Raw genomic sequence first — 25,704 nt, 5'->3', positions numbered from 1 at the left:
TTGATTCTCGCGCGCCCGCGCGACATGACCCCCGGTGACACCGCGCGGGAGACAGGTCATGGGCAAGAAAATCGCGATTCTGGGCGCTTCGGGCTATACCGGCGCCGAACTCGTCCGCCTGATCGCGACCCATCCGGGGATGGAGATCGCGGCCCTTTCCGCCGACCGCAAGGCCGGGATGGAGATGGCCGCGGTCTTTCCGCATCTGCGCCACCTGACCCTTCCGACCCTGACCACGATCGAGGCGATCGACTTTTCCGCCATCGACCTTGTCTTCGCGGCGCTGCCCCATGGGCTGAGCCAGGCGCTTGTGCGCGACCTGCCGAAAACGGTGAAGGTTGTCGATCTGGGCGCCGATTTCCGCCTCCGCGACCCGGCGGCTTATGAAAAATGGTACGGCGCGCCCCATGTCGCGGTCGATTTGCAGAAAGAGGCGGTTTACGGCCTGACCGAGTTCTACCGCGACGACATTCGCACCGCGCGGCTGGTCGCCGGAACCGGCTGCAACGCCGCGACCGTGCAATTCGCGCTGCGCCCGCTGATCGAGGCCGGGCTGATCGACCTCGACGACATCATCTGCGACCTGAAGAACGGGATTTCCGGTGCCGGGCGGTCGCTCAAGGAAAACATGCTGTTTACCGAGCGGCAGACCGACGTCCTTGGCTATAGTCAAGGCGGCAAGCACCGCCATCTGGGAGAATTCGATCAGGAGTTCAGCCTTATCGCGGGCCGCAAGGTCGAGATCATGTTCACCCCCCATCTTGTGCCAATGTCGCGCGGCATCCTTGCCTCTTGCTACGTCCGGGGCGATGCGACCGCGATCCACGCGGCCCTTGCGGCGCGCTATGCGGATGAGCCGTTCCTGAACGTCCTGCCCTTCGGTCAGGCGCCGGGGACGGGGGCGGTGGCCGGGTCGAACTTCTGCCAGATCGGCGTCATCGGCGACCGCAAGCCCGGCCGGGCGCTGGTCGTCGCCGCGCTTGACAACCTCAACAAGGGCTCCTCCGGTCAGGCGGTGCAGAACGCCAACCTGATGCTGGGCCTTGATGAAACGGCGGGGCTGATGCTGGCCCCCGTCTTCCCGTGAGGATCACATGAAAGGTCTGAAAAAACAGCGCCGTATCCAGATCATCATCCTTGCCTTCGTGGCGATGGGGGCAAGTTTCGCGGCCTTCTACCTTGCCGCGCCGAACGCGCTGCAATATTTCCGCTCGCCCACCGAAGTGGCCGAAAAGGCCCCGGCCCCGAACGAAACCTTCCGCATCGGCGGTCTGGTCGAGGAGGGCAGCCTGGTGCGCGGGCAGGGGGCGGAGATCACCTTCAAGGTCACCGACACCAACGCCACGATCCCGGTCAGCTATACCGGCGTCTTGCCGGATCTGTTCGGCGAGAATGAGGGCGTCGTGGCGACCGGAAAATATATCGACGGCACCTTCGTCGCGACCGAGATTCTCGCCAAGCATGACGAAACCTACATGCCCAAGGAAGTGATCGACGCGCTGAAGGATCAGGGCATGTATGTCGATCCGAACGATGCCCCCGCAACGAATTAACCAATTCGGATGAGCCTTGGCCCCGCAATCAGGGACCGGGGCCATGCAAAGCGTCATCGACATCGCCAAGGAAATCGTCGCCCGCGAGGGCGGCTATGTGAACGACCCCGACGATCCGGGCGGGGCGACGAAGCATGGCGTCACGCTGAACACGCTGCAACGTCTGGGCGTCGATCTGACCGGCGACGGGCGGGTGAGCGGGGCCGACCTGCGCAGGCTGACGCCGGAGAAGGCGGCGGAAATCTATGTCCGCCATTTCTTTGACGAAACCGGCATCGGTGGCCTGCCGGAGGCGGTGCAGCCCTCGGTCTTCGACATGTATGTCAACGCAGGCGCCAACGCGGTGCGCATCCTGCAACGGCTCTTGAACCAGATGGGCCATGGCCTTGCCGTCGATGGCGCGCTTGGGCCAAGGACCTGTGCGGCGGCCAAAGAGGCGGCCCGCGTCGATCCGGGGCTGTTCGCCGATGCCTACGGGATCGCGCGGCGGAACTACTACTACGCGCTGGCCGACGCGCGCCCCGCCAGCCGCAAATACGCGCGCCGCCGCGATGGCGGCAAGGGCGGCTGGATCAGCCGGGCAGAGGAATTCATCTCCCCCGCCTATCACCTGAGTGAGGCAGAGCATCGCGCGCGGGTGGCAAAATGGGGCTGATCGGGCGCATCCTCGGGGCGCCTGCGGCGACCACGGCCATCGGGCAGGCGGCGACGGGCGTGGCCGAGGTCTTTACCCCCAACGCCACGAAAAAGATGCAGGCGGCGCATGACGCCTATATCGCCGCGCTGGGGGAGTACGGGGCGGAGTTTCAATATGTCCGCGATGGCTGGTTCGACCGTTTCGTCAATGGTCTCAACCGCTTGCCGCGCCCGGCGCTGGCCTTGGGGACGCTGGGTCTTTTCGTCTATGCGATGATCGACCCGGACAGTTTTTCGCGCCGGATGATCGGGCTGAACCATGTTCCTGACCCGCTCTGGTGGTTGCTGGCGGCGATTGTCGGCTTCTATTTCGGCGCGCGCGAGGCGCATTATTTCCGCACCGGCCGGCCGGTGATGGTGGCGCCGTCCGAACCCGCAGCGCCCGGCGCGCCGGGGGGCGAGAACGCCGCGCTCGACGCCTGGCGGCAGCGGCAAGACCGCTGAACCTTTCACAGCCCCGCGACATGGCGGCGCAGCCCATTGGCGCTGACCCAACTTGCCGGTATGGTGCGCGCCATGATCGCGGAACTTGGCCACTTCACCCTTATCCTCGCCCTTGCCATTGCCCTCGTGCAAGGCACGCTGCCGCTTGTCGGCGCGCAGAAGGGATGGACCTCCTGGATGGCGCTCGCCCCTGCGGCGGCGACCCTGCAATTCATCTGCATCGCGATTTCCTTCGCGGCGCTGACCCATGCCTTCGTGACCTCGGACTTCTCGCTGAAGCTGGTTTACGAAAACTCCCACACCGCAAAACCGATGCTTTACAAGGTCTCGGGCGTCTGGGGGAACCATGAAGGCTCCATGCTGCTCTGGGTGCTGATCCTGGCGCTTTTCGGCGGTGCGGCGGCCTGGTTCGGGGGCGCATTGCCCGACCGGCTCAGGGCGCGGGTGCTGGCGGTTCAGGGGCTGATCGGGGTGGCCTTCCTCGCCTTCATCATCTTTACCTCGAACCCCTTCCTGCGGCTGGCAGAGCCGCCCTTCAACGGGCAGGACCTGAACCCGCTGTTGCAGGACCCCGGCCTCGCCTTCCATCCGCCCTTCCTCTACCTCGGTTATGTCGGCCTTTCGATGGCGTTTTCCTTCGCCGTCGCCGCCCTGATCGAGGGGCGCGTGGACGCCGCCTGGGCGCGCTGGGTGCGGCCCTGGACGCTGGCCGCGTGGATGTTCCTGACCATCGGCATCGCGCTGGGGTCGTGGTGGGCCTATTACGAACTTGGCTGGGGCGGGTTCTGGTTCTGGGACCCGGTCGAAAACGCCAGCTTCATGCCCTGGCTGGTGGCGACCGCGCTTTTGCATTCCGCCATCGTCGTGGAAAAGCGCGAGGCGCTGAAAGCCTGGACCATCCTTCTGGCGATCATCGCCTTCGGCTTCTCGCTGATCGGCACCTTCATCGTGCGCTCGGGCGTCATCACCTCGGTCCATGCTTTCGCCAACGACCCCGAGCGTGGGGTGTTCATCCTTGCCATCCTCGCCGTCTTCGTCGGCGGCGCGCTGACGCTTTATGCGTTCCGCGCGGGCGTGATGGAGGCGAAGGGCGTCTTCGGCCTTGTCAGCCGCGAATCGGCGCTGGTGATGAACAATGTCCTGCTGGCGGTCGCGGCCTTCGTCGTCTTCGTCGGCACGATCTGGCCCTTGGTCGCGGAACTGGCCTTTGCGCGCAAACTTTCCGTCGGCGCGCCGTTTTTCGAGGCCGCCTTCACCCCCTTCATGGTGCTTCTGGCGGTGCTGCTGCCCATAGGCTCCCTCATGCCGTGGAAACGCGCGCGGGCGGGGCGGGTGTTGCGCAGCCTTGCGCCCGCGGCCCTTCTGGCCTTCGCGCTGGCCGCGCTGACATGGGCGGTCGGCACCGGCCGCCCGATCCTTGCGCCGGTGGGCGTGGCGCTGGGGGTCTGGCTGATGGCGGGGGCCGCGATCGACCTCTGGACCCGCGCTGGCCGCAAGGCCGGGCGGCTGGCCCGCCTGCCGCGTGCCGACTGGGGCCGGGGCTCTGCCCATGGCGGGCTGGGCATCACTTTCATCGGCATCGCCCTGATGATGGCCTGGAATGTCGAGGATATCCGCACCGCCCAGATCGGCGAAACCTTCGAGGTCGGCGGCTATGCGGTCACGCTGGCCGATGTGGAAAAGGTGCAGGGGCCGAACTTCAACGCCACGCAGGCGCGGATCGGGATCGCGAAGGACGGCCGGCAGGTGGCCGAGCTGTTCCCCGAAAAGCGCGTCTATCCCGTCGCCGCCATGCCCACGACCGAGGCGGCGATTTCCAATGGCGTCTTCCGCGATCTTTACGTCGTGATCGGCGATCCGCAGGACAATGGCGGCTGGGCGGTCCGGACCTATATCAAGCCCTTCGCCAACTGGATCTGGGGGGGCACGATCATCATGGCCCTTGGCGGGCTTCTGTCGCTGACCGACCGGCGCTACCGGGTCGCCGCCGGCGCGCGCCGCCGCACGCCCATCGCCCAACCGGCGGAGTAAGCCATGGCCCGTTTCCTGCCCGCCCTGACCCTTGCCGCGGCGCTTCTGTCGGCGCTCCCCGCCGCCGCCGTCCAGCCGGACGAAGTGCTGGCCGATCCCGCGCTTGAGGCGCGGGCGCGCTCGATCAGCGCGGGGCTGCGCTGCCTTGTCTGCCGCAATGAGAATATCGACGATTCGAACGCCGATCTGGCCCGCGACCTGCGCCTTCTGGTGCGCGAACGGCTGGTGGCCGGGGACAGCGATACGCAGGTGGCCGATTACCTCGTCTCCCGTTACGGCGAATATGTCCTGCTGAATCCCACCGCGCGCGGGTCGAACCTGCTGTTGTGGGTGGCGGGGCCGGGGGCGCTTTTGATCGGGCTGATCGGGGCCGGGGTCTATCTGCGCCGCCGCCGGTCGGCCAGCGAACCCGCCGTGGCGCCGCTTTCGGATGAGGAAGAAAAGCGGCTGTCGGAAATTCTGAACTCGTGACGTTCCGTCAGGCTTTCGTCCAGGGGGCTTCGCCCGCATTCTGACGCCGATATGGCGAGGGGAGAGGCGATGGCCGATACGGTCCTGATCGAGACCACCGGGGGCATGACGGTTCTGACGCTGAACCGGCCCGAGGTGATGAACGCGCTGAACGGGGAGATGCGGCGCACGCTGACGGCGGCGCTGCTTGAGGCTGCGCAGACCGCGCGGGTCATCGTCCTGACCGGGGCGGGGCGGGCCTTCTCATCCGGCCAGGACCTTGCCGATGGCGGCAACGCGGCCGATATCGACCTTGAGGCGACGCTGCGGGATGAATATGAGCCGCTTTTGAAGGCGATCTATGACGCGCCGGTGCCGGTCATCGCCGCTGTCAACGGGGTCGCCGCCGGGGCCGGGGCCAACCTCGCGCTGGCCGCCGATGTCGTCATCGCCGCCGAAAGCGCCACCTTCGTGCAGGCCTTCACCCGGATCGGGCTGATCCCCGACGCGGGCGGCACCTATTGGCTGCCACGCCAGGTGGGTTTTGCCCGCGCCATGGGGGCGGCGCTGTTCGCGGGCAAGATCGGCGCGCGCGAGGCGCATGACTGGGGCATGATCTGGGACTATGTCGCGGATGAGGCCTTTGAGGCGACATGGCGGTCGAACGCGCAGCACCTGGCCGAGGGGCCGACGGTGGCCTTCCGCCACCTGAAACGCGCGCTGCGCGAGAGTTTTGCCAATGACCTTGATACGCAACTGGCGCTTGAGGCGCGGCTTCAGGCCGAATGCGGCGCCTCGGAAGATTTCCGCGAAGGGGTGACGGCGTTTCTGGAAAAGCGCCCGGCGCGGTTCCGGGGCCGGTAAGGTTACCGAAGCGGCGGCGCGGTTCCCGCGCCATCTTTATCTCTCGCAGCCCTGCCTGGGCAGGGCCGCTCGGGCTTCGCCTCCGGCGGGAGTATTTTTGCCACCGTGAAGACGCGGCACTTCGCCGCTTGACCGCGGGGCGGGGCGGGCAGAGACTTTGGCCATCAGGGCGCAGGCCCTCGGACGGCACGGGGGCCCAGGCATTTCGATGCGCCGGTCACAATGTGCCGAAGGGGGAACATGCCATGCGCTGCGTCGCGGTACTCGGGCCGTCTCAATCGGGAAAATCGGAGCTGGTGAAGGCGCTTGGCGCGCTGGAAGACGCCCATCCCGCATCGGAGACGGCCGGTCATCTGAGCCTTAGCCGTTTTCGTTTCATGGGGGAGGACTGGGGCGTTCTCGACGTCGCGGGCGGGCCGGAATTCGCCCGCATGGGGGGCGCGGCGCTTCTGGCGGCCGATGCCGCGATCCTCTGCGTCGCGCCCGACCCGGAGGAGGCGGTGCTGGCCGCGCCCTGGCTGCGCGCCATCGAGGCGGCGGAACTGCCCTGTTTCCTCTTCATCAACCGGATGGACGCGCCCAAGGGCCGGGTGCGTGACATCGTGTCGGCCTTGCAGGCCTATTCGCGCCATCCGATCGTCTTGCGCCAGGTCCCGATCCGCGAGAATGGCGAGGTCGTGGGCGCCATCGACCTGATTTCCGAACGCGCCTGGCGCTACCGCGAGGGGCAGCATTCGCAGCTTGTGGCGATGCCCAAGGCCGAGGCCGAGCGGGAGCATGAGGCGCGGGCGGAGCTTCTGGAGCATATGTCGGATTTCGATGACGCTTTGCTTGAGGAATTGATCGAGGATCACGAACCGGCGCAGGGTGCGCTTTATGAAATCGCCCGGCGCGAGACGCAGGACCGCGCGCTTCTGCCCGCGTTCCTTGGCTCTGCCAGCCACCGCCATGGCATCCTGCGGATGATGAAGGCCTTGCGCCATGAGGTGCCGCAGGTCGATGTGTTGCGCGACCGGCTGGGTGGCGGGGATGCCATCGCGGTCGGCTTTCACGCCCAGATCCGCAAGCATCTGGGCAAATGCGTGATCCTGCGGGCGCTGGCCGATGGCGTGCGCGCGGGTGGCCAACTGGCGGGCGGCGGCCTTGGCGGGATTGCCGAGCCGGGGGGCAAGCCCGGCAAGGATCACCTTGAACCGGGGGAGATCGGGATTTCGGTCAAGTCCGACCAGCTGGACGCGGGGCGGGTCTTTTCCGCCGGTGCCGCGCGGTCGGTGCCAGACTGGGGGCAGGGCTGCCCGCCCGCCGTCGCCCGCGTGGTGACCCCGGTGCATGAGCGCGACGAGGTGCGCCTGTCGGCGGCGCTGGCGCGGCTGGCAGAGGCCGACCCGATGCTGCGGCTGGAACAGGACGCGGCCACGGGCCATGCGATGCTGCGCTTTCAGGGACCGATGCACGAACGCCAGGTGATGACCAGCCTGGGGGAGGATTTCGGGATCGAGATCGCGACCCAGGCGCCAAGCCCGCGCTATCTTGAGACGATCTCAAAACCCGTGGAGGAGCATTACCGCCATCGCAAGCAATCGGGTGGCGCGGGCCAGTTCGCCGATGTCGCGGTGATACTGAAGCCCGCCGGGCGGGGCGAGGGGTTCGTCTTTGCCGAGGTCGTGAAGGGCGGCGCGGTGCCGCGCAACTTCATCCCTTCGGTCGAGGAGGGCGCGCGCGAGGCGCTGGACAAGGGGCCGCTGGGCTTTCCGGTGACCGATATCGCGGTGACGTTGACCGATGGCAAGCATCACGCGGTCGACAGCAACGATTTCGCCTTCCGTACCGCCGGGCGGATGGCGCTGCGTGAGGGGCTGCCCAAGGCCGGGCCGATCCTGTTGCAGCCCATCGACCGGATCGACATCCATGTGCCGTCGATCTATTCCGGGGCGATGGTGTCGATGATCTCCTCGCTGAAGGGGCAGGTTCTGGGCTTCGACCGCGACCCGGACTATCGTGGCTGGGACCTTTTTCGCGCGCTTCTGCCCGCCTCGGCAGAGGAGGGGCTGGTCACCGCCCTGGGCGGCGCGACGCAAGGCACCGCCTGGCATGAGCAGGCCTTCGACCACTATGAGGAGATCTATGGCCGTGAGGCGGAGCGGATTTCGAAGGAGTTCGCCGACGCCTGAACGATCAAGGGCCGCCCCGCGAGGGACGGCCCTTTTTCTGTCTCACTATAAGTGCTTAGCGGTTGGGAACCTCGACATAGTCGCGGGCCGGGGCGCCGATATAGCGCTGGCGCGGGCGGCCGATCTTCTGCGTCGGATCGCCCAGCATTTCCTTCCACTGCGAAATCCAGCCCACGGTGCGCGACAGCGCGAAGATCGGGGTGAACATCGAGGTCGGGAAGCCCATCGCCTCAAGGATGATGCCGGAGTAGAAATCGACGTTGGGGTAGAGCTTCTTCGACACGAAGTACTCATCCTCAAGCGCGATCTTTTCCAGTTCCTTGGCGACCTTCAGCGTCTCGTTGTTGTGGATGCCGAGAAGGTCCAGCACCTCGTCGGCGCTTTCCTTCATCACCTTCGCGCGCGGGTCGAAGTTCTTGTAGACCCGGTGGCCAAAGCCCATCAGGCGGAAGGGATCGTTCTTGTCCTTGGCCCGCGCGATGAATTCGGGGATGCGGTCCACCGTCCCGATCTCGCGCAGCATCTCAAGGCAGGCCTGGTTGGCGCCGCCATGGGCAGGCCCCCAAAGGCAGGCGATGCCGGCCGCGATGCAGGCAAAGGGGTTGGCGCCCGAGGACCCCGCCAGACGCACCGTCGAGGTGGAGGCGTTCTGTTCGTGATCGGCATGAAGCATCATGATCCGGTCCATCGCCTTGGACAGGATCGGGTCGACCACATAATCCTCGCACGGGACAGCAAAGCACATGTGCAGGAAGTTGCCCGCATAATCGAGCGAGTTCTTCGGGTAGACGAAGGGCTGGCCGATCGAATACTTGTAGGCCATCGCGGCGACGGTCGGCATCTTGGCGACCATGCGGATCGCGGCGACCTCACGCTGCCAGGGGTCGGAGATGTCGGTCGAGTCGTGGTAGAAGGCCGACATGGCGCCGACGACGCCGACCATGGTCGCCATCGGATGCGCGTCACGGCGGAAACCCCGGAAGAAATAGTGCATCTGCTCATGCACCATGGTGTGGCGCGTGACCGTGGTCTCAAACTGCTCCATCTCCTGCGCGTTGGGCAATTCGCCGTAAAGCAGCAGGTAGCAGACTTCGAGGTAATGCGACTTGTCGGCCAGCTGTTCGATCGGGTAGCCGCGATAAAGAAGCTCCCCCTTGTCGCCGTCGATATAGGTGATGGCACTGTCGGTCGCGGCGGTCGAGGTGAAGCCGGGGTCGTAGGTAAAGACGTCGGCGTCGCTGTAAAGCTTGCGGATGTCCACCACGTCGGGGCCGACGGACGGTTTCAGTACCGGCAGGTCGAAGGACTTGCCATCAATGGTCAGGGTTGCGGTCTTGGTCGTGTCGGCCATCAAGCGCTCCTTTCGGTCGTCCGAAACCATCTGCGGGATCGGAGGGGTAACGATACGGACAGCCGCCAGCCGAGCGGTTCAGTCCGCCGCATCCGTCAGCCGGGCGAGGGTTTCCTCCCGCCCCAGCACTAGCATCATATCGAAGACGCTGGGGGTGACCGTGCGTCCAGCCAGAGCCGCGCGCAAAGGTCCGGCGATCTTGCCGAGCCCGATGCCATGCGTCCCGGCTGTGTCCGCGATAACGGCTTCCAGCTTGTCGCGCTCCCAGCTAGCATTTTGCAGCTGCGGCGTCAATTCTGACAGTATACGACGGGATACCGGGTCCAGCGCCTGTTCCGCCTTCGGGTCCAGGGCGATGGGGCGTTCCGTCAGGATAAAGTGAGCCTTTTCAAGTAGTTCCGGGAATGTCTTCGCGCGTTCTTTCACCGTCGGAAGGGCGCGTAGCAGCCCGTCTTTCTGCGCCTGCGAAAGATCTGGCAGGTCGGCGGCGGCCCGATATGCCAGAATTTCCGGCATCAGATCGGCGTCGGCCATGGCGGCGATATGCTGGCCCGACAGATTCTCAAGCTTCTTGAAGTCGAGCCGCGCGGGTGACCGGCCGATTCCCGGCAGGTCGAACCACGCCTGCGCCTGCGCGTCGGTAAAGAATTCGTCATCCCCATGCGCCCAGCCGAGCCGCGCAAGGTAGTTGCGCATCGCCGAGGCGGGATACCCCATTGCCTGATATTCCTCCAATCCGACCGCTCCGTGGCGTTTCGACAGCTTCTTGCCATCGGGACCGTGAATAAGTGGTATATGCGCCCAGACCGGCACGTCCCAACCCATCGCGTCATAGACCATCTGTTGCCGCGCGGCGTTGTTCAGGTGGTCGTCGCCGCGGATCACATGGGTGACCCCCATGTCGTGATCGTCCACCACGACGGCCAGCATATAGGTCGGCGTCCCGTCGGAGCGCAGCACGATCATGTCGTCCAGCGTCTCATTGCGGATCGTGACCGCGCCCTGCACCTTGTCGTCGATCACCGTTTCGCCCGCGCGGGGGGCCTTCATGCGGATGACGTAAGGCGCATCCGGCCAGGTCGCGGGATCGGCGTCGCGCCAGGGCGACAGGAACACGGGGTAGCTGACGCCCTTCGCCTTCTCCGCCTCGCGGAAGGCCGCGATCTCTTCCTGCGTGGAGAAACACTTGTAGGCGGTGCCGCGCGCCAGCATCTCATGCGCGACCTCGCCGTGGCGGTCCTTGCGGGCGAACTGGCTGATCACATCGCCGTCCCAGTCGAGGCCAAGCCAGGTCAGCCCCTTCAGGATCGCCGCCGTCGCCTCGGGTGTCGACCGCTCGCGGTCCGTATCCTCGATCCGCAACAGGAAGCGCCCGCCATGGCCACGGGCATAGAGCCAGTTGAAGAGCGCGGTGCGCGCGCCGCCGATATGCAGATAGCCGGTGGGAGAGGGCGCGAAACGGGTGACGATCTCGGACATGCGCGCGTTAACCTTTCGGAAACCATGAGGAGGGAGGGTGGCCACGGTTCATTAGGCAATGGCAGACGGGGAAACAAGGGTGCGCCGGTTGCTCGCACCATTCGAGGCACTTGAGGCCGCACGGGGGACGCTGTTGCCCTGGGCGCCGGTTTTCGTGTCTTTCGGGATCGGTGCCTATTTCGCCGCGCCGGCGGAACCGGGGCCGGTGGTCTGGTCCGTCGCGGGGCTGATCTCGATGACCTGCCTTCTGCTGGCCAGCCTCGGCCCGCCGCTTTTGCGGGTGCCTGCCACGGCGGCGCTGCTGGTGGCGGCCGGGTTGCTCATGGCGATCTGGCGGGCGCAGTCCCTGTCCGCGCCGGTGATGTCGTTTCGCTACTACGGCCCGGTAGAGGGGCGGATCGTCGCCATCGACCGCTCCTTCTCAGACCAGCCGCGGATCACGCTGGATCAGATCGTGCTGGCCCGGACGCCGCCCGACCGGACGCCCGCGCGGGTGCGGGTGGCGCTGCATGGCGATGCGGTGCAGGACGCGCCGCTGGAACCCGGCCTGCGCGTCATCCTGACCGCGCATCTCTCGCCCCCCGAGGGGCCGGTGGCGCCGGGCGGCTTCGATTTCCAGCGCCTCGCCTGGTTTTCGCAGCTCGGCGGGGTCGGCTATACGCGCACGCCGGTCCTGACGCTGGAACCGGCGGCGGGTGGGGCGGCGCTGTTTGCCTTCCGCACAAGGATGCGTCTGTCACGCGCCATTCAGGCCGCGATCCCCGGCCAGCCCGGCGCCTTCGCGGCGGCGCTGATGACCGGCGACCGCTCCCCCGTCGTCTCGGCCACCAATGATGCGCTCAGGGGGGCGAACCTGTCGCACCTGATCTCCATCTCCGGGCTGCACATGGGGCTGCTGACCGGCTTCGTCTTCGCCGCCGTCCGCTATGGCCTTGCCCTGATCCCGCCGCTGGCGTTGCGGCTTGACACGCGCAAGATCGCGGCCGTGGTGGCGCTGATGGCCGCTGCCTTCTACCTGATGCTTGCCGGGCCGAATGTCGCCACGCGCCGCGCTTTCGTCATGGTGGCGGTGATGCTGGTCGCGATCCTTGCCAACCGGCGGGCGATTTCGCTGCGCTCCGTCGCCGTTGCCGCGCTGATCGTTCTGGCGATCGAACCCGAAAGCCTGGTCGAGCCGGGCTTCCAGATGTCCTTCGGCGCCACCGTCGCCCTGATCGTCGCGTTCGAGCCTTGGGCGAAGCTTCAACCCCGCATCCCCAAGCCCCTGCGCCCGGTCGCGATGCTGCTTCTCTCCTCGCTTGCCGCCGGGTTGGCGACCGCGCCCATCGCGGCGGCGCATTTCAACCGCATCGCGGAATACGGGCTGATCGCCAACCTCCTCGCGGTGCCGCTGATGGGGATGGTGGTGATGCCCGCCGGTGTCATCGCGGCGGTGCTGGCGCCTCTTGGCCTTGCCCAGCCCGCGCTCTGGGTCATGGGGCAGGGGACGGCCTTCATCCTGTGGGTCGCGGGCATTGTCAGCGGGCTTGAGGGCGCGGTGCAGGCGGTGCCGACGCCGCCCGGTGCGGTGTTGCCTGTGCTGGCGCTTGGCGGGATCGCGGCGCTGGTCGGGCGGCGGCTCTGGCTGCGCGGGGCCGGGGCGGTGCTGGTCCTCACGGCGCTGATCCTCTGGGCCGGGGCGGACCGGCCCGCGCTTCTGATCGCGGGCGATGGTGCGCTGGTCGGTGTCATGGGCGATCAGGGCCGCGTGCTGTCAAAGCCGAAGGGCGCTGGTTTCGTCGCGCAAAGCTGGCTTGAGGATGACGGCGATCTTGCGGGGCAGGACGCCGCCTTTGCCCGTGGCGGCGCGGAGGCCGTGCGGGGCGAATGGCGCGGCCAGTTCGGGCAGCATCCCCTGATCCACATGACCGGCAAGACCGCGCCCGACCGCGCCGCGGCCTTCTGCGCCGAGGCGGTGGAGGGAACGCTGGTGGTGCTGAACGGCGACTGGCCGGAGGGTGCCGCCCGCAACGGCTGCGACGTCTTCGACCTGAGGCGCCTGAAGCGCACGGGCGCGCTGGCCGTCACGCAGACCGATGGGGGGCTTGAGATGACCGCCGCCCGCGACGTGGCGGGCGACCGGATATGGAACCGCAAGGGGCGGGGACGCCCCGGCGCAAGGGTCGCCGCGCGTCAGTAGCTGCGGATCAGCCCGACGAGGCGGCCCTGCACCTTGACCTGATCTTCGGGCAGCACCCGCGTTTCATAGGCCGGGTTGGCGGCCTCAAGCGCGATCATGTTGCCCCGGCGGCGGAAGCGTTTCAGCGTCGCCTCATGCCCCTCGACCAGCGCCACGACGATATCGCCATTGTCGGCCGTCGTCTGTTCCCGGATCACCACGACATCGCCGTCATTGATCCCGGCCTCGATCATCGAATCGCCCTTGACCTCAAGCGCGTAATGCTGCCCCCGCCCGGCGAGCATGGAGCCCGGCACCGTGACGTGATGCGACACCTCGGAGATCGCCTCGATCGGCACACCGGCGGCGATGCGGCCCATCACCGGCAGTTCCATCGCATGCCCCTCGCTCACCGGCATCGCGCCGCGCGGCGGATCGGTGCGGTCGCCCTCGATCACGCGGGGGGTGAAGCCGGGCTTTTCCATCGCCTCGGGCAGTTTCACGATCTCAAGCGCGCGCGCTCGGTGCGGCAGACGGCGGATGAAGCCCCGCTCCTCCAGCGCCGTGATCAGCCGGTGGATGCCCGATTTCGACCTCAGGTCCAGCGCCTCCTTCATCTCGTCAAAGGATGGCGGCACACCGTCATGCGCCATGCGCTTCTGGATGAAATCGAGAAGTTCCAACTGCTTCCGGGTCAACATGGGCCTGTTTTCCTTACGCGGGTCGAAGATGTTGTTCACATCATGTTCTACCCGCGTTCCCGGTTTGTGTCAAACGCTTGTGCGCCGTCTCTCAGATCGGGACATAGCCGACCTCGGTCCCCGCCGCGACCGGCCCGTCCCCCGCCGGGCGCACCAGAAGCGCATCGGCGCGGGTCAGGATCGACAGCAGCGCGCTGTCCTGGCGGTCGAACGGGCGGATCACCGGCATGGCAGCCGTCCGATCAAGCGTGGCGCGCATGTAATGCTCGCGCGGGCCATTGGCGGGCAGGTCCTCGGCCAGCCGGGCGGTCGCGCGCGGCGCGGGGCCTTGCGGCAGGCCTTGCATCGCGCGCAGCATCGGCAACATGAAGAGGTGGCCGCAAACGATTGAGGATACGGGGTTTCCCGGCAGACCCAGAAGCACAGACCCGGCGATCCGCCCCGCCATCAGCGGCTTGCCCGGACGCATGGCGATCTTCCAGAACGCCCGCTCAAGCCCCATGTCGCCCGCGACCTTGCCGACAAGGTCATGGTCGCCCACGGACGCCCCGCCGATGGTCACGATCAGGTCGGCATCGGCGGCAAGCGTCAACAGGCTCCGCAGGCTTTCCTCGCTGTCGCGCGCGATCGGCAGAAGGCGCACCTCCGCCCCCTCGGCCTCGGCCATGGCGGCAAGGGCGAAACTGTTGGAGGCGACGATCTGGTCGGGGCCGGGAACCTCGCCCGGCATCACAAGTTCATCCCCCGTGGCGATCAGCGCCACGACGGGGCGACGGGTAACCTGTACCTGCGGCTGGTTCATCGCCGCGATCAGGCCAAGGTCGGCGGCACGCAGGCGGCGCGGCGCCTCGATCCGGTCGCCCGCGCGGAAGTCCTGCCCGGCGGGCCGGATATTCGCGCCGCTTTCCAGACGGTTACCAAGCGTAATTCGCGCGCCTTCTCGGGTCACGTCCTCTTGCAGGACGACCCGCTCCGCGCCCTCCGGCACCGGCGCGCCGGTGAAGATCCGCACGGCATTGCCATCCGTCACCGCGCCGCCAAAACCGCGCCCGGCGGCGGATTCGCCCACCACCGTCAGGACCGCCCCGGCCCGATGATCGCGCTCGCGGATCGCATAGCCGTCCATGGCCGAGGCGGCGAAGGGCGGCTGGGTCAGGCGCGCAACAACCGGCGCCGCCAGCACCCGGTCCGCCGCCGCCCGCAAATCGACCGTTTCGGCGGCAAGCACCGGGCAAAGCGCGAAAAGCCGCGCCAGCGCCTCTTCGATCGAAATCAACCCACCCGACATTCACTCCACCTCGTAACGGCCTGATTTACCGCCGTCTTTCAGGATCACGCGAAGCCCCTCGATGTGCATCGACTTTTCGGCGGCCTTCAGCATGTCATAGACCGTCAGCGCCGCGACCGAGGCTGCTGTCAGCGCCTCCATCTCCACCCCGGTCTGGCCCGTGGTCTTCACCGTCGCCTCGATCCGAACCCCCGGCAGGGCGGCGTCCGGCGTCAGCTCCACCGCGACCTTCGTGATCGGCAAGGGATGGCAGAGCGGGATCAGATCGGCGGTCCGCTTCGCCGCCATGATCCCCGCGAGCCGCGCAACGCCCAGCACGTCGCCCTTCTTCGCCCGGCCTTCGGTGACCAGCGCCAGCGTCTCTGCCGCCATCACCACCCGCGCCTCGGCCACCGCGACCCGGTCGGTCACCGCCTTGGCCGAGACATCGACCATATGCGCGTTGCCCTCGCCGTCGAAATGCGTCAGCGCCATGTCAGACCCCCACCGGACCGGCCAGCAACGCCCGCGTCGCCGCCGCCACATCGGCCTGCCGCATCAGGCTTTCCCCGATCAGGAAGGACCGCGCGCCGCAGCCCGCCATCGCCGCCAGATCGGCGGGGGTGAAAAGCCCGCTTTCGCAGACCAGACGGCGATCCTTCGGCACCATCGGCGCAAGGTCGCGCGTTACATCAAGAGTGACATCGAAAGTCTTGAGATTGCGGTTATTCACGCCAATCAGGGGTGAGGGCAGGGCCAGCGCCCGCTCCATCTCGGCGGCGTCATGCACCTCGATCAGCGCGTCCATCCCCCAATGGGTTGCCGCCGCCACCAGATCGGTCGCCAGCGCGTCATCGACGCTGGCCATGATGACAAGGATGCAGTCCGCGCCCCAGGCCCGCGCTTCGGCGACCTGATAGGTATCGTAAAGGAAATCCTTCCTGAGCGCGGGCAGCGCCACCGCCCCCCGCGCCGCCGTCAGGAATTCCGGCGCGCCCTGGAAGGATGGCGCATCGGTCAGGACCGACAGGCAGGTGGCGCCGCCCGCCTCATAGGCCCGTGCCAGCGCCGGGGGGTCGAAATCGGCCCGGATCAACCCCTTGGAGGGGGAGGCTTTCTTGATCTCCGCGATCAGCCCGTAGCCCGCGGCCTCGGCCCGCGCCAGCGCCGCGTTGAAGCCGCGCACCGGGCCTGCCGCCTTCGCCGCCACTTCGACCCCGGCCAGCGGCCGCGCCCGCTTGGCCGCCGCGATCTCGTCCAGCTTGTAGGCCTTGATCTTGTCCAGAATATCCATGGCCCCGTCTTAGCGCCGCGCCCGGTCAGCGAAAAGCCTGTTTCTTCGTTGCCGAAATACTCTCCGGGGGTGTGGGGGTGGAAAACCCCCACCGCCGCCCTATCCGGCCCAGCGGATCGGTGCCTGCCCGCGCGCCACCAGCCAGTCATTCACCCGGCTGAAGGGGCGCGATCCGAAAAAGCCGCGCCAGGCCGAAAGGGGTGAGGGATGGGCGCTTTCGATCCTCAGGTGGTCGGGGTTCTGCAACCCCCGCGCCGCCACCGCCTGCGCCGGGCCGCCCCAAAGAAGGGCCGCGCGCGGGCTGGCATCCAGCCGCGCCAGCACGTCGGCCACCAGCCTGTCCCAACCGATCTTCGCATGCGCCTTCGGCCGCCCCTCCGGCACGGAGAGCGCGGTGTTGAGCAAAAGCACCCCCTGCCGCGCCCAGTCGTCCAGCTCCGTGCGCGTCCTCATCACACCAAGATCGTCCTGCAACTCCTTGAAGATGTTGCCAAGACTGTCGAGGCGGCCGGGAAATCCCCGAGGGATGGAAAAGGCCAGACCGTCGGCCTTGCCCGGCGTGTGATAGGGGTCCTGACCCAGGATCACGACCCGCACATCGTCGGGCGCGCAGAGGTCGAGCGCGGCGAAAAGCCGGTCCTCGGGCGGATAGACCGGGCCGGGCTCGGCCGTCAGCCGCGCCCGGACGCGCGGCCAGTCGTCCCGGAAGAACGGCAGGTCGGCCCAGGCGGCGGGGATCATTCGGCGGGGGCAGGCACGGCGCGGGCCAGCGCCGCGACCTTCGTCGCCGCGGCCCCGCTGTCGATGCTCTCGCGCGCCAGCGCCACGCCGTCCTTCAGGTCACCGGCCTTCCCGGCGATCAGCAGGGCGGCTGCGGCATTCAGAAGCACCGCGTCGCGATAGGCGCCTGCGGCGCCGGACAGAAGCGCGCGCAGCGCCACGGTGTTCTCTTCGGGTGTGCCGCCCAGAAGGTCCTCGAACGGGTGGACGGGCAGGCCGGCCTCTTCGGGGTGCAGATCGAACTCCCGCACCGCGCCGTCCTCAAGGGCGGCGACATGGGTGATGCCCGCGACCGAGATCTCATCGGTGCCGTCGCTGCCATGGACCAGCCAGGCGCGTTCGGACCCAAGCGCCTGCAAGGTTTCCGCCATGGGGCGGATCCAGGCGCGGGCGAAGGCGCCGGTCAACTGCCGCTTCACGCCTGCGGGGTTGGTCAGCGGGCCAAGCAGGTTGAAGACGGTGCGGGTGCCAAGCTCCGTCCGGGTCGGCATGACATGGCGGATCGCGGGGTGGTGCATGGGCGCCATCATGAAGGCGATGCCGCAGCTTTCCAGCGCTTTTTCAACGGCTTCCGGGCCGACCATCACGTTGATGCCCAACTGCGTCAGCGCGTCCGCCGCGCCCGATTTGGACGACAGGTTGCGGTTGCCGTGCTTGGCGACCGGCACGCCCGCGCCCGCGACCACGAAGGCCGTCGCGGTTGAGATGTTCAGCGTTCCCTTGCCGTCGCCGCCGGTGCCGACGATGTCCATCGCGCCTTCGGGCGCCTTCACCGCGTTGCATTTCGACAGCATGACGCGGGCGGCGGCGGCAATCTCCTCCACCGTCTCGCCGCGGGTGCGCAGCGCCATCAGAAGCCCGCCCATCTGGCTGGGCGTCGCGGCGCCCTCGAAGAGGGCGGCAAAGGCGGCTTCGGCCTCGGCCCTTGTCAGGGGGCGGTCGGCGGCGGTGCCGATCAGGGGGCGGATGTCCATCACGCTCATGCCGGCACCGTCAGCGGCACGTTCGCGCCGTCCAGAAAGGTCTTCAGCATCTGGTGGCCGTGTTCCGAGGCGATGGATTCGGGGTGGAACTGCACGCCTTCGATCGGAAGCTCCCGGTGTTTCAGGCCCATGATCGTGCCATCCTCAAGCCAGGCGGTGACCTCAAGACTGTCGGGCAGGCTTGCCCGGTCGACGATCAGCGAGTGATAGCGCGTCGCCTCGAAGGGCGAGGGCAGCCCCGCGAAGACGCCCTTTCCGCTGTGGTGCATCGCGCCCATCTTGCCATGCACGATCTCATGGCAGCGCACGACCTTGCCGCCAAAGACCTGACCGATGGTCTGGTGGCCAAGGCAGACGCCCAGAAGCGGCGTCTTCGTTTCGGCCGCGGCTTCGGTCAGCGCCAGGCAGATGCCGGATTGTTCGGGCGTGCCGGGGCCGGGGGACAGGACGATGGCCGAGGGCTTCAGCGCCATCGCCTCCTGAACGTTCAGCGCATCGTTGCGATGGACCACGACATCCGCGCCCAGCTCACCGAAATAGTGGACGAGGTTGTAGGTAAAACTGTCGTAGTTGTCGATCAGGAGCAGCATCTTGGTGGCCTTCATGCGTGGCAGGTGCAATCTGGGGGTGATTGCGCCCGCGTGTCGGGCTATACATGGTCAGAGCCGCGCCGCCGGGTCAAGGCAGGATGCGGAGAGATAAGGCGATTGCGTCGGAGGCAGACGTGGGCAGAGGTTATGTTTCGGGGTTGCTCATCGGGGCGCTCTTTTCGACGGTGAGCGCGGCCGCCGTGTCGCTGATGCTGCCGCCGCTGGCGCCGTTGCAGATGCCCGCAAGCCCTGAGCCGGTGGCCGGGGCGCCAGAAGCGGTGAGCGCGCCCGAGGTGGCCGAGGCGCCGGTGATGCCCGAGGCGCCGGAGGCCGAGGTGATGGCGGAGGCGCCGGAGGCCGAGGTGGTGGCCGAGGCGCCTGGGCCTGTGGCCCTGCCCGAGGACGCTGCGACGGTCGTGGACCCGGCCGCGCCGCCCGCCGCCGAAGAGGCCCCCGTGGCGCCTGAGCCTGCGGAAACGGCGATGGCCGCGCCGGAACCGGACAGCGTCCCCGCGCCCGTGGCAGAGGCCGCCCCGGACCCGGCGCCCGAACCCGAAGCGGCGCCCGAGACCTCGACCGAGACCGCGATGGCCGGGGCGGTCCCCGAAACGCCGGTCGTCGATGTTCCGGCGGGGTCGGAGTTCAACCGCCCGAAGCCGGAAACCGATCCGCTGGTCCCGGCGCAGGAACCCGCCCCGGTGGCCTCCAGCGCGCCCGAGGTCAGTGCGCCTTTGGCCGAGGAAGGCCCGGCCCTGACCGAGCTTGCCCCCGCCGCGCCGCCCGAGGCGCAAGGCGAGGCGCCCGCGATCCTGCCGGAACCGGCGCCCGCCGCGCCCATGGCGATGGCCGAGGCCCCGGCGCCCGACAGCGCCATCCCGGTGCCGCCGCCGGGAGAAAACCTGCCGCCGCCCCTCATGCCGGTTCTGCCGGAGGGGGAAGCGGCTGTGCCGACGCCGTCCACCGCGCCCGAGGCGGTCGCACCCCCCCGCGCGCCGGTGGAGGAGGCCGCCGTCACGCCCGAGGTCGCGCCCGAACCTGAAGCGGTCCTGCCCGCACCGGACCCCGCGCCCGCGCCGACCGAGGAAGCGGTTATCCTGCCGGAACCCGAGGTGGTCGCGCCCGCATCGGAGCCGGTCGCGGAAGCCGTCCCCGAACCGGAACCCCAACCGGCCCCCGCGCCGGTCGAGGAGGCCGCCGTGGCCCCCGAAACCATCACCGAACCCGTCATCGACCCCGCGCCGCAGCCGGAACGCGCCAAGCTGCCGCAGATCATCGCGCCAGATGCGGGCGCCGACAGTGCCGCGCCCGAGGACAGCGCCATCCTGACCCCGCCGGGCGGCGCGGCGGCGAACCGGTCGCGTATCCTGACGCCGGGCAACAGCGCGCCGTCGGACGGTGGGCCGGTCATCATCGACGTCGCCCCGCAACAGCCCATCGGTGCCACCGGCCGACCGCAGGTCGGCTTCGGCCAGCGCGGCGGGGTCCAGATCAACCGCCTGCCGCGGATCGGCGACGACAGCGCGGCGGCGAACCCCGCGCCCGAGGCCGCCCCGGCCGAAAGCGGCGCGGACCAGGCCGTCGACAGCGCCGTCAGCCGCTACCGCGCCGCCTTCGACAACGCCGGGGGCAAGCCCGTGATCGCCGTGATCCTGATCGAGGATGGCAGCGCCGCCAGCGCCGAACCCGACGCGATCGCCGCGATCGGCGCGCCGGTGACCGTCGCGCTGAACCCCGAGCGCGCGGATGCGGCGACGCTGGCGCAGACCTTCCGCCTGTCAGGCGATGAGATCGCGATCTACGAACCCGCGATGCCCCCCGGCGCGACGGCGAGCGACCGGGAGGTCAGCTATCAAAGCTTTGTGCAAAGCCTGCCGGAGACCGTGGCGCTGGTGGCCGCGCCCGGTTCGGCGCTGCAAGGCGACCGCCGGGTGGCGGAACATATGTCGGCGCTGCTGGCCACCGAGGGGCGCGGGCTGGTGACCGAGGCGCGTGGATTGAACCCCGGCCGTCAGGCGGCGGGGCGGGCGAATGCGCCCTATGCCGGGATCGCGCGGTCGCTGGACGAGGCGGGCGGTGACGATCAGGCGATCCAGCGCTTCCTCGACCGCGCCGCGTTTGACGCCGCGCGGTCGGGCAGTATCGTCCTGATCGGTCACGCGACGCCCGAGGTGGTTTCGGCCCTGAAGGGCTGGATCGAGGCGGGGAAGAAAGAGGCCGTGATCGGCCCGGTTTCGGCGGTTCTGGCGCCCTGACGCCTGTTGCGTCGGCGGGTGCCGGTTTTCGTGCGTCTAAAGCGTTTCGGGTTTTCGTTGAGAAAGCAAGTATCGGAATTCGAACGAAACAGGTTCGAATTCTGATGCAGCGCAAACCCGAAATGCTATAGGATCTGCGTCGTCAGCGCGGGCGCGGGTCGGGCAGGCGTTCGCCCATGATCGCCAGATCGTTCTGCAACTGTTCAAGCCGCGCCTTCATCATCGGCGCCTCTATCCGCTCTACCACGTTGCGGCAGAGAAGCGCGGCGAGCCAGGCGCGACCGTCGCGGTCGAGATAGGTCAGCAGCCCGCGCAGATAGGGCCGGTAGTTGCGCCGCGCGCGGTAGAAGATCGCGAACATGCGGGCGTCGAAGGCGCCGGTCCCGGCGGCGGTCAGCATGGATTGCAGGACATGCATCTCATCGAGCGCGGTGGCGAGGTCACGGCCGAGATGGCGGCAGGGCAGGGGCGTCACATAGGGCTTGGTGAAAAGCGAGGCATGCATCGCGTCCAGCACCTGATCGGGGTCGAAGATCACATAGACCTCTTTCGCGCCCTCGATCATGTCGGGGGCATAGCCGTAGCGGTCGGTGAAGGAGGTGCGCCGCATCTCGGGCCAGCGCGGGTCCCATCCGGCGACGGCGGGGTCGAGCGTTGCCTGCGGCTGCACCGCGATCACCGTGGCGCCCGGCGCGGCGACCGAAAAGGCCGCCGCCGCATAGCCCGCCATCCCGGCGCCGTAAAAGACGACGCGGTCGAAATCCTCGAAAAAGCCTTCGTCCACGAGGCGGTCGAAGAACGCAAAGACGGCCGGGTCGCGATACCAGGTGTCGCCGTCGGCGATCAGGCACAGATGCGACCAGTCGCGGGTCTTGGCGATCTGGTAGCCAAGCGGCAGCTGGCCCGGCTGATGTTCACGAATGGCGCGGACCGTCTCGAAGGTGACAAGCAGGGTCGGGGACTGGTCCAGGAAGAAGGCGGCGTGGCGTTGGCCGAGGGTCTGGAAGAACCCCGCCTCATCCCCGATCTCTTCCATCCTGGCGTACCAGTCCGCATCGGCCACGCCCCGTGGGCCGGCTGTGCCGGTCTTTTCCTTTTGCATGCCCCCAATTCCGTACCGTTCCCGGGAACTATCTTTCGCGGCTGGCAGGGGCGCTGGCAAGGGATGGCGGGGGTAAGGGCGTGTTTCGTCGCGTTTTGCGCCGCGACTGTTTCGGTGTTGATTTTCAATCGGATGAGGGCGCGGTATCTGTTTCCGGGCGGGGCTGGTGTTGCGCGGAAAGCGCGAATGAGGTGAGGAATCGATGCGCCTCAACCGGAAGTGGAACGCTGGCCGGGGTCAGCATCAGCCGCCCCATCAGCCCGCGATAGGCCTCATCCAGCATCAAGGCCCGAAACCGTTCCCGCCGCCACCGGACGGCGGCGTCATGCAGCGCGGCAAGCTGCGGGTCGGCGTGAAGTTCGGCCCTGAGCGGGTCGCTGCGGGCGGCGTGGCGCAGGATCGTCTGGTCGCTTTCGGCGCTGAAATTGCGTTCGACCCAGTAGGAGAGGTCAAAGGCCGAGGCATCGCGGTTCGCGCGCCCACGGTCGGCTTTCAGCACATAGCTTTCCATCGCGCCAAGCGCGTAGTGGTTCAACTGCACCAGCCGGTAATTGTCCTGCCCGTAGGTGGAGAAGATGCGCCCTTCATGGAACAGGGGCGGCAAGGCGCGGCCCGAGCCGTCGAACCAGCGCTGGGCTGGCAGGCGGGCGGGGTCGGGGTCGCGCGGGCGGTGAACGCCAAGGCGGCGATAGCTGCCATCGTCGCGAAAGAGCGTCTTGAAAAGCGCCGCCCGCCAGGGCCAGCCCATGACGGCGGGGGCGGCGCGGGTGAACTGTTCGGTGACCGGCCGGTCGGCATAGTCGCGCAGCCCGGCATTGCCGAAAAGCCGCCATGTCAGCGGGATCGCCGTCGCCTGCGGCAGCGCGGCCAGAAGGGCCGTCAGCGTGCCGTCGCCCGCGTGGATATTGACGTATTCGTCGATGTCGAGGACCAGCACCCAATCGGCGGCCTTGCGCAACGGGTGCTTGCCCGCCAGCTTCAGCGCCGACCATTGCGGCCCCTTCGGATGGGGGCCGTCATTGCGGATATGGGTCAGCCAGCCCATCGCCTGCATCCGGTCCAGCATCGCGTCGGTGCCATCGGTGCAGTCGTTCGACAGCACGAGGGTGTCGGTGAACCCCACCGCCCGGTGATGGGCAAGCCAGTCGATGAGAAAGGCGCCTTCGTTCTTGACCGTCAGCACGGCAAGGAAGCGCGGATCAGTGTTCGGCATCGCCCCCATGCTCCACGGTAAAGAAATAGCCCTCGGGCAGCGGTTTTTGGTGCAGGTCGGCGGGGATGACGCCGGGGCCTGCGTTGAAGACGGCGGCGCCGAAGACATGCAGCATCTTCGACAGCGCCTGCATCCTGTCGCCCGTCAACTCGCCGTAAAAGGCGCGGTAGTCGTCCTGCGCCATGAGTTCGGCGATCCGGCTGCGGTGGGCGGCGACGGCGCGATCATGTAGCGCGCGCAGGTCCGGGTCCGCCAGCAGCCGGTCGAATTCGGCCCGCGCGGCGGGGATCATGCGGGCGATGGAGGTGTCGGTGACCGCGTTGTGGTTCATGCGGAACCAGTAGTTGAGGCCCTGATCGCGGTCGACATGGTTCACCCGGCCCCGGTCACGTTTCACGAGGAAGCTTTCCGCCGAGCGGCAGGCATAGTGGTTCAGTTGCACCCAGTCATAGCCATAGGTTTCCACCGAGGACCGCCAGCCGTTGCGAAACATCTCGCGCGGCATCGGGCGGCCCGATCCGTTCAGCCAGCGCACCTGCCCCCACAGGTCGGGTTTCAGCCCCTTGGGCCGGTGAACGCCCAGCTTCTTGTAGATGTCGATATTGCGAAACAGCGTCTTGAAGCCCCAGGCCTGATGCGGCTTGCGCACAAGTTCCGGCGCGCAGCGGGTGAATTGTTCGGTGACGAAGCGGTCCTGATAGTCGTGGGTGTCGCCATTGCCGAACAGCCGCCAGGTGAGCGAGATCATGTTCGCCTCACCCATCGCGGCGTAAAGCGCGCCAAGCGTGCCGTCGCCGATCTTGACGTTGATGAATTCATCCACGTCCATGCAGATCGCCCAGCCGCAGTCCTGCACGACCCCTTCGCCCTCGGCCGCCTGAAGGGCGGCGTGCTGGGGCTTGATGTCGGGCTGGGTGCGGAACGGGTTGTCGCGGTGCTGGATCAGGCCACGGGCCTGAAGCGCGTCCAGCAGCGCGTCGGTGCCGTCGGTGCAATCGTTGGAATAGACAAGGAAATCGTTCACCCCGATGGCGCGGTGATAGGCGATCCATTCAAGGATGAAGGGGCCTTCGTTCTTCATCGTGGTGATGATGCAGGTCCGCCCGGCATGGGTCGCCCGCGCCGGGGCCTTGCGCGGGGCGGAGACCGGCGGGCGCACCGGGACATGATCAAACAGCGCCGCCAGCGCGATCAGGTCCGCATCCTCGATCAGCGAGGTCTTGGGCGCAAGTTCCGCCGCGCGGTAGCCCGGCACGCGGATCGCCATGGCGCGCAGGAAGGCGACGGTGCGGCCCGGATCGGGGCGGGCATAGGACACGCGGATGCCGCGCCAGGTGTTCTCCAGCCCCGCGCGTTCGGGCGCGACGCCCCAGCGGGCGATGCCGCGGCGGCGGTCGAAGGGGCGGCAGATATGGTCGCCAAAGGCCGCCCGGCGACCCTTGCGCACCCGCCAGGGATAGATGCGATGCCCGACCAGCAGCGTGACGCCATTCTCTGCCGCATGGGTCAGGTCGAAGGCGTTCGGCCCGTCGGAGGGTGTCAGGATATCGGTCACGTCGAGCGTCAGCACCGCCCGCGCCCGCGCGAGGAAGCGCCATTTGCAGGCCTCGAAGATCAACGGCTCCCCCAGGGGGGCGCGCCAGGGATCGGGGGCGGGGACCTCCATCCGGTCCTTGCCGGGCGCGTCGGGGGCAAGGTAGGCATGGCTTTCCGGGCCAAGGCCGGACTTGCCGAGCGGAACGGCGCATTCCAGCACCACGACAACAAGGCCGGGGCAATCGAACAGCGCCTCTTCCAGTTCCTCGGCGAAATCCTCGGCGCTGCCTTCGGGGCTGTCTGGGGGGGCGCGGTTGACGATGACGGCGCCGTCGGCGCCATGGTGGCCCGCGTGATAGCGCAGCCAGTCGGCAACCGTGTCCACGCTTTCCTCGACCCGCAGGGCAAGCAGGCAGTTGCGCCCCTCAAGCAGGTCCCATTCCGCCGGGGCGGGTTCGACCGTTGCGGGTCCATGGGCAAGGGGCAGGGGAATCGGGCCGCTGCCTGCCACCCGCCCCGCGATCAGACACGCGCCCGCGACGGGTCGGACCTCGGTCACCGGGGCGCCATCCGCCACTGCCGCCGGATCGACATCGCGCCGGGTCAGGATGCGAAAGGCGCTTGTGCCGTCCGCCTCCTGCCAGGCGACCGCATCAAGCAACGGCACATCCCCCGCCATCCCGGCCCCGAGGGACCGGCGAAGAACGCGCGTCGGAGCCGGAATGCCCATTCTGAGAGAGCCTGTCGTTGCTTCTTGCCTGTCCGACCGATAGCACAGCAGGCAGGGAC

The 25,704-nt window shown here is 68.0% G+C and carries 22 protein-coding genes; 10 read left to right on the top strand and 12 right to left on the bottom strand.

Annotation, left to right across the window (positions count from 1 at the left end):
- The first annotated feature begins 58 nt into the window (after window positions 1–58).
- The 8 genes from argC (at window position 59) to LX70_RS03565 (ending at window position 8,209) form a co-directional block, all read left to right on the top strand.
- On the top strand, window positions 59–1,087 hold the full coding sequence (gene argC, locus LX70_RS03600; protein WP_105513132.1) for an N-acetyl-gamma-glutamyl-phosphate reductase: 1,029 nt from the start codon (window positions 59–61) through the stop codon (window positions 1,085–1,087).
- A 7-nt stretch (window positions 1,088–1,094) separates the two neighbouring features.
- Entirely contained in the window at window positions 1,095–1,553 is a 459-nt protein-coding gene (gene ccmE / locus LX70_RS03595) for a cytochrome c maturation protein CcmE (RefSeq protein ID WP_105513131.1), read from the top strand.
- Window positions 1,554–1,596: 43 nt separating this feature from the next.
- The gene (locus LX70_RS03590; RefSeq protein WP_105513130.1) at window positions 1,597–2,208 is read left to right on the top strand and encodes a holin-associated N-acetylmuramidase; all 612 of its coding nucleotides are present in this window, start codon (window positions 1,597–1,599) and stop codon (window positions 2,206–2,208) included.
- Window positions 2,199–2,693, top strand: a complete 495-nt coding sequence (locus LX70_RS03585; RefSeq protein ID WP_105513129.1) for a holin family protein — start codon at window positions 2,199–2,201, stop codon at window positions 2,691–2,693. The genes LX70_RS03590 and LX70_RS03585 overlap by 10 nt, the downstream gene beginning before the upstream one ends.
- Before the next feature lie 72 nt (window positions 2,694–2,765).
- Window positions 2,766–4,724 (top strand): heme lyase CcmF/NrfE family subunit, encoded by a 1,959-nt coding sequence (locus LX70_RS03580; RefSeq protein WP_105513586.1) that lies wholly within the window; start codon window positions 2,766–2,768, stop codon window positions 4,722–4,724.
- A 3-nt stretch (window positions 4,725–4,727) separates the two neighbouring features.
- The gene (locus LX70_RS03575) at window positions 4,728–5,195 is read left to right on the top strand and encodes a cytochrome c-type biogenesis protein (protein WP_105513128.1); all 468 of its coding nucleotides are present in this window, start codon (window positions 4,728–4,730) and stop codon (window positions 5,193–5,195) included.
- Window positions 5,196–5,264: 69 nt separating this feature from the next.
- A complete protein-coding gene (locus LX70_RS03570; RefSeq protein WP_105513127.1) occupies window positions 5,265–6,038 on the top strand; it encodes an enoyl-CoA hydratase-related protein in 774 nt (257 codons plus the stop codon).
- Between the two features lie 245 nt (window positions 6,039–6,283).
- Window positions 6,284–8,209, top strand: coding sequence for an elongation factor G (locus LX70_RS03565; protein WP_105513585.1), 1,926 nt, complete (start codon window positions 6,284–6,286; stop codon window positions 8,207–8,209).
- A gap of 55 nt (window positions 8,210–8,264) precedes the next feature.
- Here LX70_RS03565 and LX70_RS03560 read toward each other — a convergent pair whose 3' ends face one another.
- Window positions 8,265–9,560 (bottom strand): citrate synthase, encoded by a 1,296-nt coding sequence (locus LX70_RS03560; protein ID WP_105513584.1) that lies wholly within the window; start codon window positions 9,558–9,560, stop codon window positions 8,265–8,267.
- A 78-nt stretch (window positions 9,561–9,638) separates the two neighbouring features.
- A complete protein-coding gene (gene gltX / locus LX70_RS03555) occupies window positions 9,639–11,039 on the bottom strand; it encodes a glutamate--tRNA ligase (protein ID WP_105513126.1) in 1,401 nt (466 codons plus the stop codon).
- A gap of 79 nt (window positions 11,040–11,118) precedes the next feature.
- Between gltX and LX70_RS03550 the strand changes: the two genes are divergently transcribed.
- On the top strand, window positions 11,119–13,218 hold the full coding sequence (locus LX70_RS03550) for a ComEC/Rec2 family competence protein (protein WP_245884918.1): 2,100 nt from the start codon (window positions 11,119–11,121) through the stop codon (window positions 13,216–13,218).
- On the opposite strand, the gene lexA is transcribed toward LX70_RS03550, so the two are convergent.
- From lexA to LX70_RS03515, 7 genes are all read right to left on the bottom strand, one after another.
- The gene (gene lexA / locus LX70_RS03545) at window positions 13,212–13,898 is read right to left on the bottom strand and encodes a transcriptional repressor LexA (RefSeq protein WP_105513583.1); all 687 of its coding nucleotides are present in this window, start codon (window positions 13,896–13,898) and stop codon (window positions 13,212–13,214) included. The two genes, LX70_RS03550 and lexA, sit on opposite strands and share 7 nt — an antisense overlap.
- Window positions 13,899–13,989: 91 nt before the next feature.
- Complete coding sequence (locus LX70_RS03540; RefSeq protein WP_105513582.1) at window positions 13,990–15,174, bottom strand: molybdopterin molybdotransferase MoeA; 1,185 nt, start codon at window positions 15,172–15,174, stop codon at window positions 13,990–13,992.
- Window positions 15,175–15,186: 12 nt separating this feature from the next.
- Window positions 15,187–15,660, bottom strand: a complete 474-nt coding sequence (gene moaC, locus LX70_RS03535; RefSeq protein WP_105513124.1) for a cyclic pyranopterin monophosphate synthase MoaC — start codon at window positions 15,658–15,660, stop codon at window positions 15,187–15,189.
- A gap of 1 nt (window position 15,661) precedes the next feature.
- Entirely contained in the window at window positions 15,662–16,459 is a 798-nt protein-coding gene (gene trpC / locus LX70_RS03530; RefSeq protein ID WP_105513123.1) for an indole-3-glycerol phosphate synthase TrpC, read from the bottom strand.
- Between the two features lie 99 nt (window positions 16,460–16,558).
- Entirely contained in the window at window positions 16,559–17,200 is a 642-nt protein-coding gene (locus tag LX70_RS03525) for a uracil-DNA glycosylase (RefSeq protein WP_105513122.1), read from the bottom strand.
- Window positions 17,197–18,213 carry an anthranilate phosphoribosyltransferase gene (gene trpD / locus LX70_RS03520; RefSeq protein ID WP_425430574.1) on the bottom strand — a complete coding sequence of 339 codons (1,017 nt, stop codon included), beginning with the start codon at window positions 18,211–18,213 and terminating at the stop codon, window positions 17,197–17,199. The genes LX70_RS03525 and trpD overlap by 4 nt, the downstream gene beginning before the upstream one ends.
- Before the next feature lie 5 nt (window positions 18,214–18,218).
- Window positions 18,219–18,812, bottom strand: coding sequence for an anthranilate synthase component II (locus LX70_RS03515; protein ID WP_105513581.1), 594 nt, complete (start codon window positions 18,810–18,812; stop codon window positions 18,219–18,221).
- Between the two features lie 134 nt (window positions 18,813–18,946).
- Between LX70_RS03515 and LX70_RS03510 the strand changes: the two genes are divergently transcribed.
- Window positions 18,947–21,064, top strand: a complete 2,118-nt coding sequence (locus LX70_RS03510; protein WP_211301655.1) for a divergent polysaccharide deacetylase family protein — start codon at window positions 18,947–18,949, stop codon at window positions 21,062–21,064.
- A gap of 142 nt (window positions 21,065–21,206) precedes the next feature.
- On the opposite strand, the gene LX70_RS03505 is transcribed toward LX70_RS03510, so the two are convergent.
- The 3 genes from LX70_RS03505 to LX70_RS03495 form a co-directional block, all read right to left on the bottom strand.
- The gene (locus LX70_RS03505; RefSeq protein WP_105513119.1) at window positions 21,207–22,166 is read right to left on the bottom strand and encodes a phosphoadenosine phosphosulfate reductase; all 960 of its coding nucleotides are present in this window, start codon (window positions 22,164–22,166) and stop codon (window positions 21,207–21,209) included.
- Between the two features lie 124 nt (window positions 22,167–22,290).
- Window positions 22,291–23,379 carry a glycosyltransferase family 2 protein gene (locus LX70_RS03500; protein ID WP_105513580.1) on the bottom strand — a complete coding sequence of 363 codons (1,089 nt, stop codon included), beginning with the start codon at window positions 23,377–23,379 and terminating at the stop codon, window positions 22,291–22,293.
- Window positions 23,366–25,645 (bottom strand): glycosyltransferase family 2 protein, encoded by a 2,280-nt coding sequence (locus LX70_RS03495; protein WP_105513118.1) that lies wholly within the window; start codon window positions 25,643–25,645, stop codon window positions 23,366–23,368. Before LX70_RS03495 ends, LX70_RS03500 begins: the two co-directional genes overlap by 14 nt.
- Window positions 25,646–25,704 lie beyond the last annotated feature (59 nt).

This window comes from Albidovulum denitrificans, assembly GCF_002973535.1.
Taxonomy (GTDB): Bacteria; Pseudomonadota; Alphaproteobacteria; order Rhodobacterales; family Rhodobacteraceae; genus Albidovulum; species Albidovulum denitrificans.
Note: the sequence above shows the minus strand (reverse complement) of the source record. Positions and strands in the feature narration are given on the sequence as shown.

Coding starts and splice junctions, on each gene's coding strand:
- argC (WP_105513132.1), top strand. CDS start 59: ATGGGCAAGAAAATCGCGATTCTGGGCGCTTCGGGCTATACCGGCGCC.
- moaC (WP_105513124.1), bottom strand. CDS start 15,660: ATGGCGCTGACGCATTTCGACGGCGAGGGCAACGCGCATATGGTCGAT.
- LX70_RS03580 (WP_105513586.1), top strand. CDS start 2,766: ATGATCGCGGAACTTGGCCACTTCACCCTTATCCTCGCCCTTGCCATT.
- LX70_RS03570 (WP_105513127.1), top strand. CDS start 5,265: ATGGCCGATACGGTCCTGATCGAGACCACCGGGGGCATGACGGTTCTG.
- lexA (WP_105513583.1), bottom strand. CDS start 13,898: ATGTTGACCCGGAAGCAGTTGGAACTTCTCGATTTCATCCAGAAGCGC.
- LX70_RS03525 (WP_105513122.1), bottom strand. CDS start 17,200: ATGATCCCCGCCGCCTGGGCCGACCTGCCGTTCTTCCGGGACGACTGG.
- LX70_RS03495 (WP_105513118.1), bottom strand. CDS start 25,645: ATGGGCATTCCGGCTCCGACGCGCGTTCTTCGCCGGTCCCTCGGGGCC.
- LX70_RS03500 (WP_105513580.1), bottom strand. CDS start 23,379: ATGCCGAACACTGATCCGCGCTTCCTTGCCGTGCTGACGGTCAAGAAC.
- trpD (WP_425430574.1), bottom strand. CDS start 18,213: ATGGACATCCGCCCCCTGATCGGCACCGCCGCCGACCGCCCCCTGACA.
- LX70_RS03515 (WP_105513581.1), bottom strand. CDS start 18,812: ATGCTGCTCCTGATCGACAACTACGACAGTTTTACCTACAACCTCGTC.
- LX70_RS03585 (WP_105513129.1), top strand. CDS start 2,199: ATGGGGCTGATCGGGCGCATCCTCGGGGCGCCTGCGGCGACCACGGCC.
- ccmE (WP_105513131.1), top strand. CDS start 1,095: ATGAAAGGTCTGAAAAAACAGCGCCGTATCCAGATCATCATCCTTGCC.
- LX70_RS03505 (WP_105513119.1), bottom strand. CDS start 22,166: ATGCAAAAGGAAAAGACCGGCACAGCCGGCCCACGGGGCGTGGCCGAT.
- LX70_RS03590 (WP_105513130.1), top strand. CDS start 1,597: ATGCAAAGCGTCATCGACATCGCCAAGGAAATCGTCGCCCGCGAGGGC.
- LX70_RS03575 (WP_105513128.1), top strand. CDS start 4,728: ATGGCCCGTTTCCTGCCCGCCCTGACCCTTGCCGCGGCGCTTCTGTCG.
- gltX (WP_105513126.1), bottom strand. CDS start 11,039: ATGTCCGAGATCGTCACCCGTTTCGCGCCCTCTCCCACCGGCTATCTG.
- LX70_RS03565 (WP_105513585.1), top strand. CDS start 6,284: ATGCGCTGCGTCGCGGTACTCGGGCCGTCTCAATCGGGAAAATCGGAG.
- LX70_RS03560 (WP_105513584.1), bottom strand. CDS start 9,560: ATGGCCGACACGACCAAGACCGCAACCCTGACCATTGATGGCAAGTCC.
- trpC (WP_105513123.1), bottom strand. CDS start 16,459: ATGGATATTCTGGACAAGATCAAGGCCTACAAGCTGGACGAGATCGCG.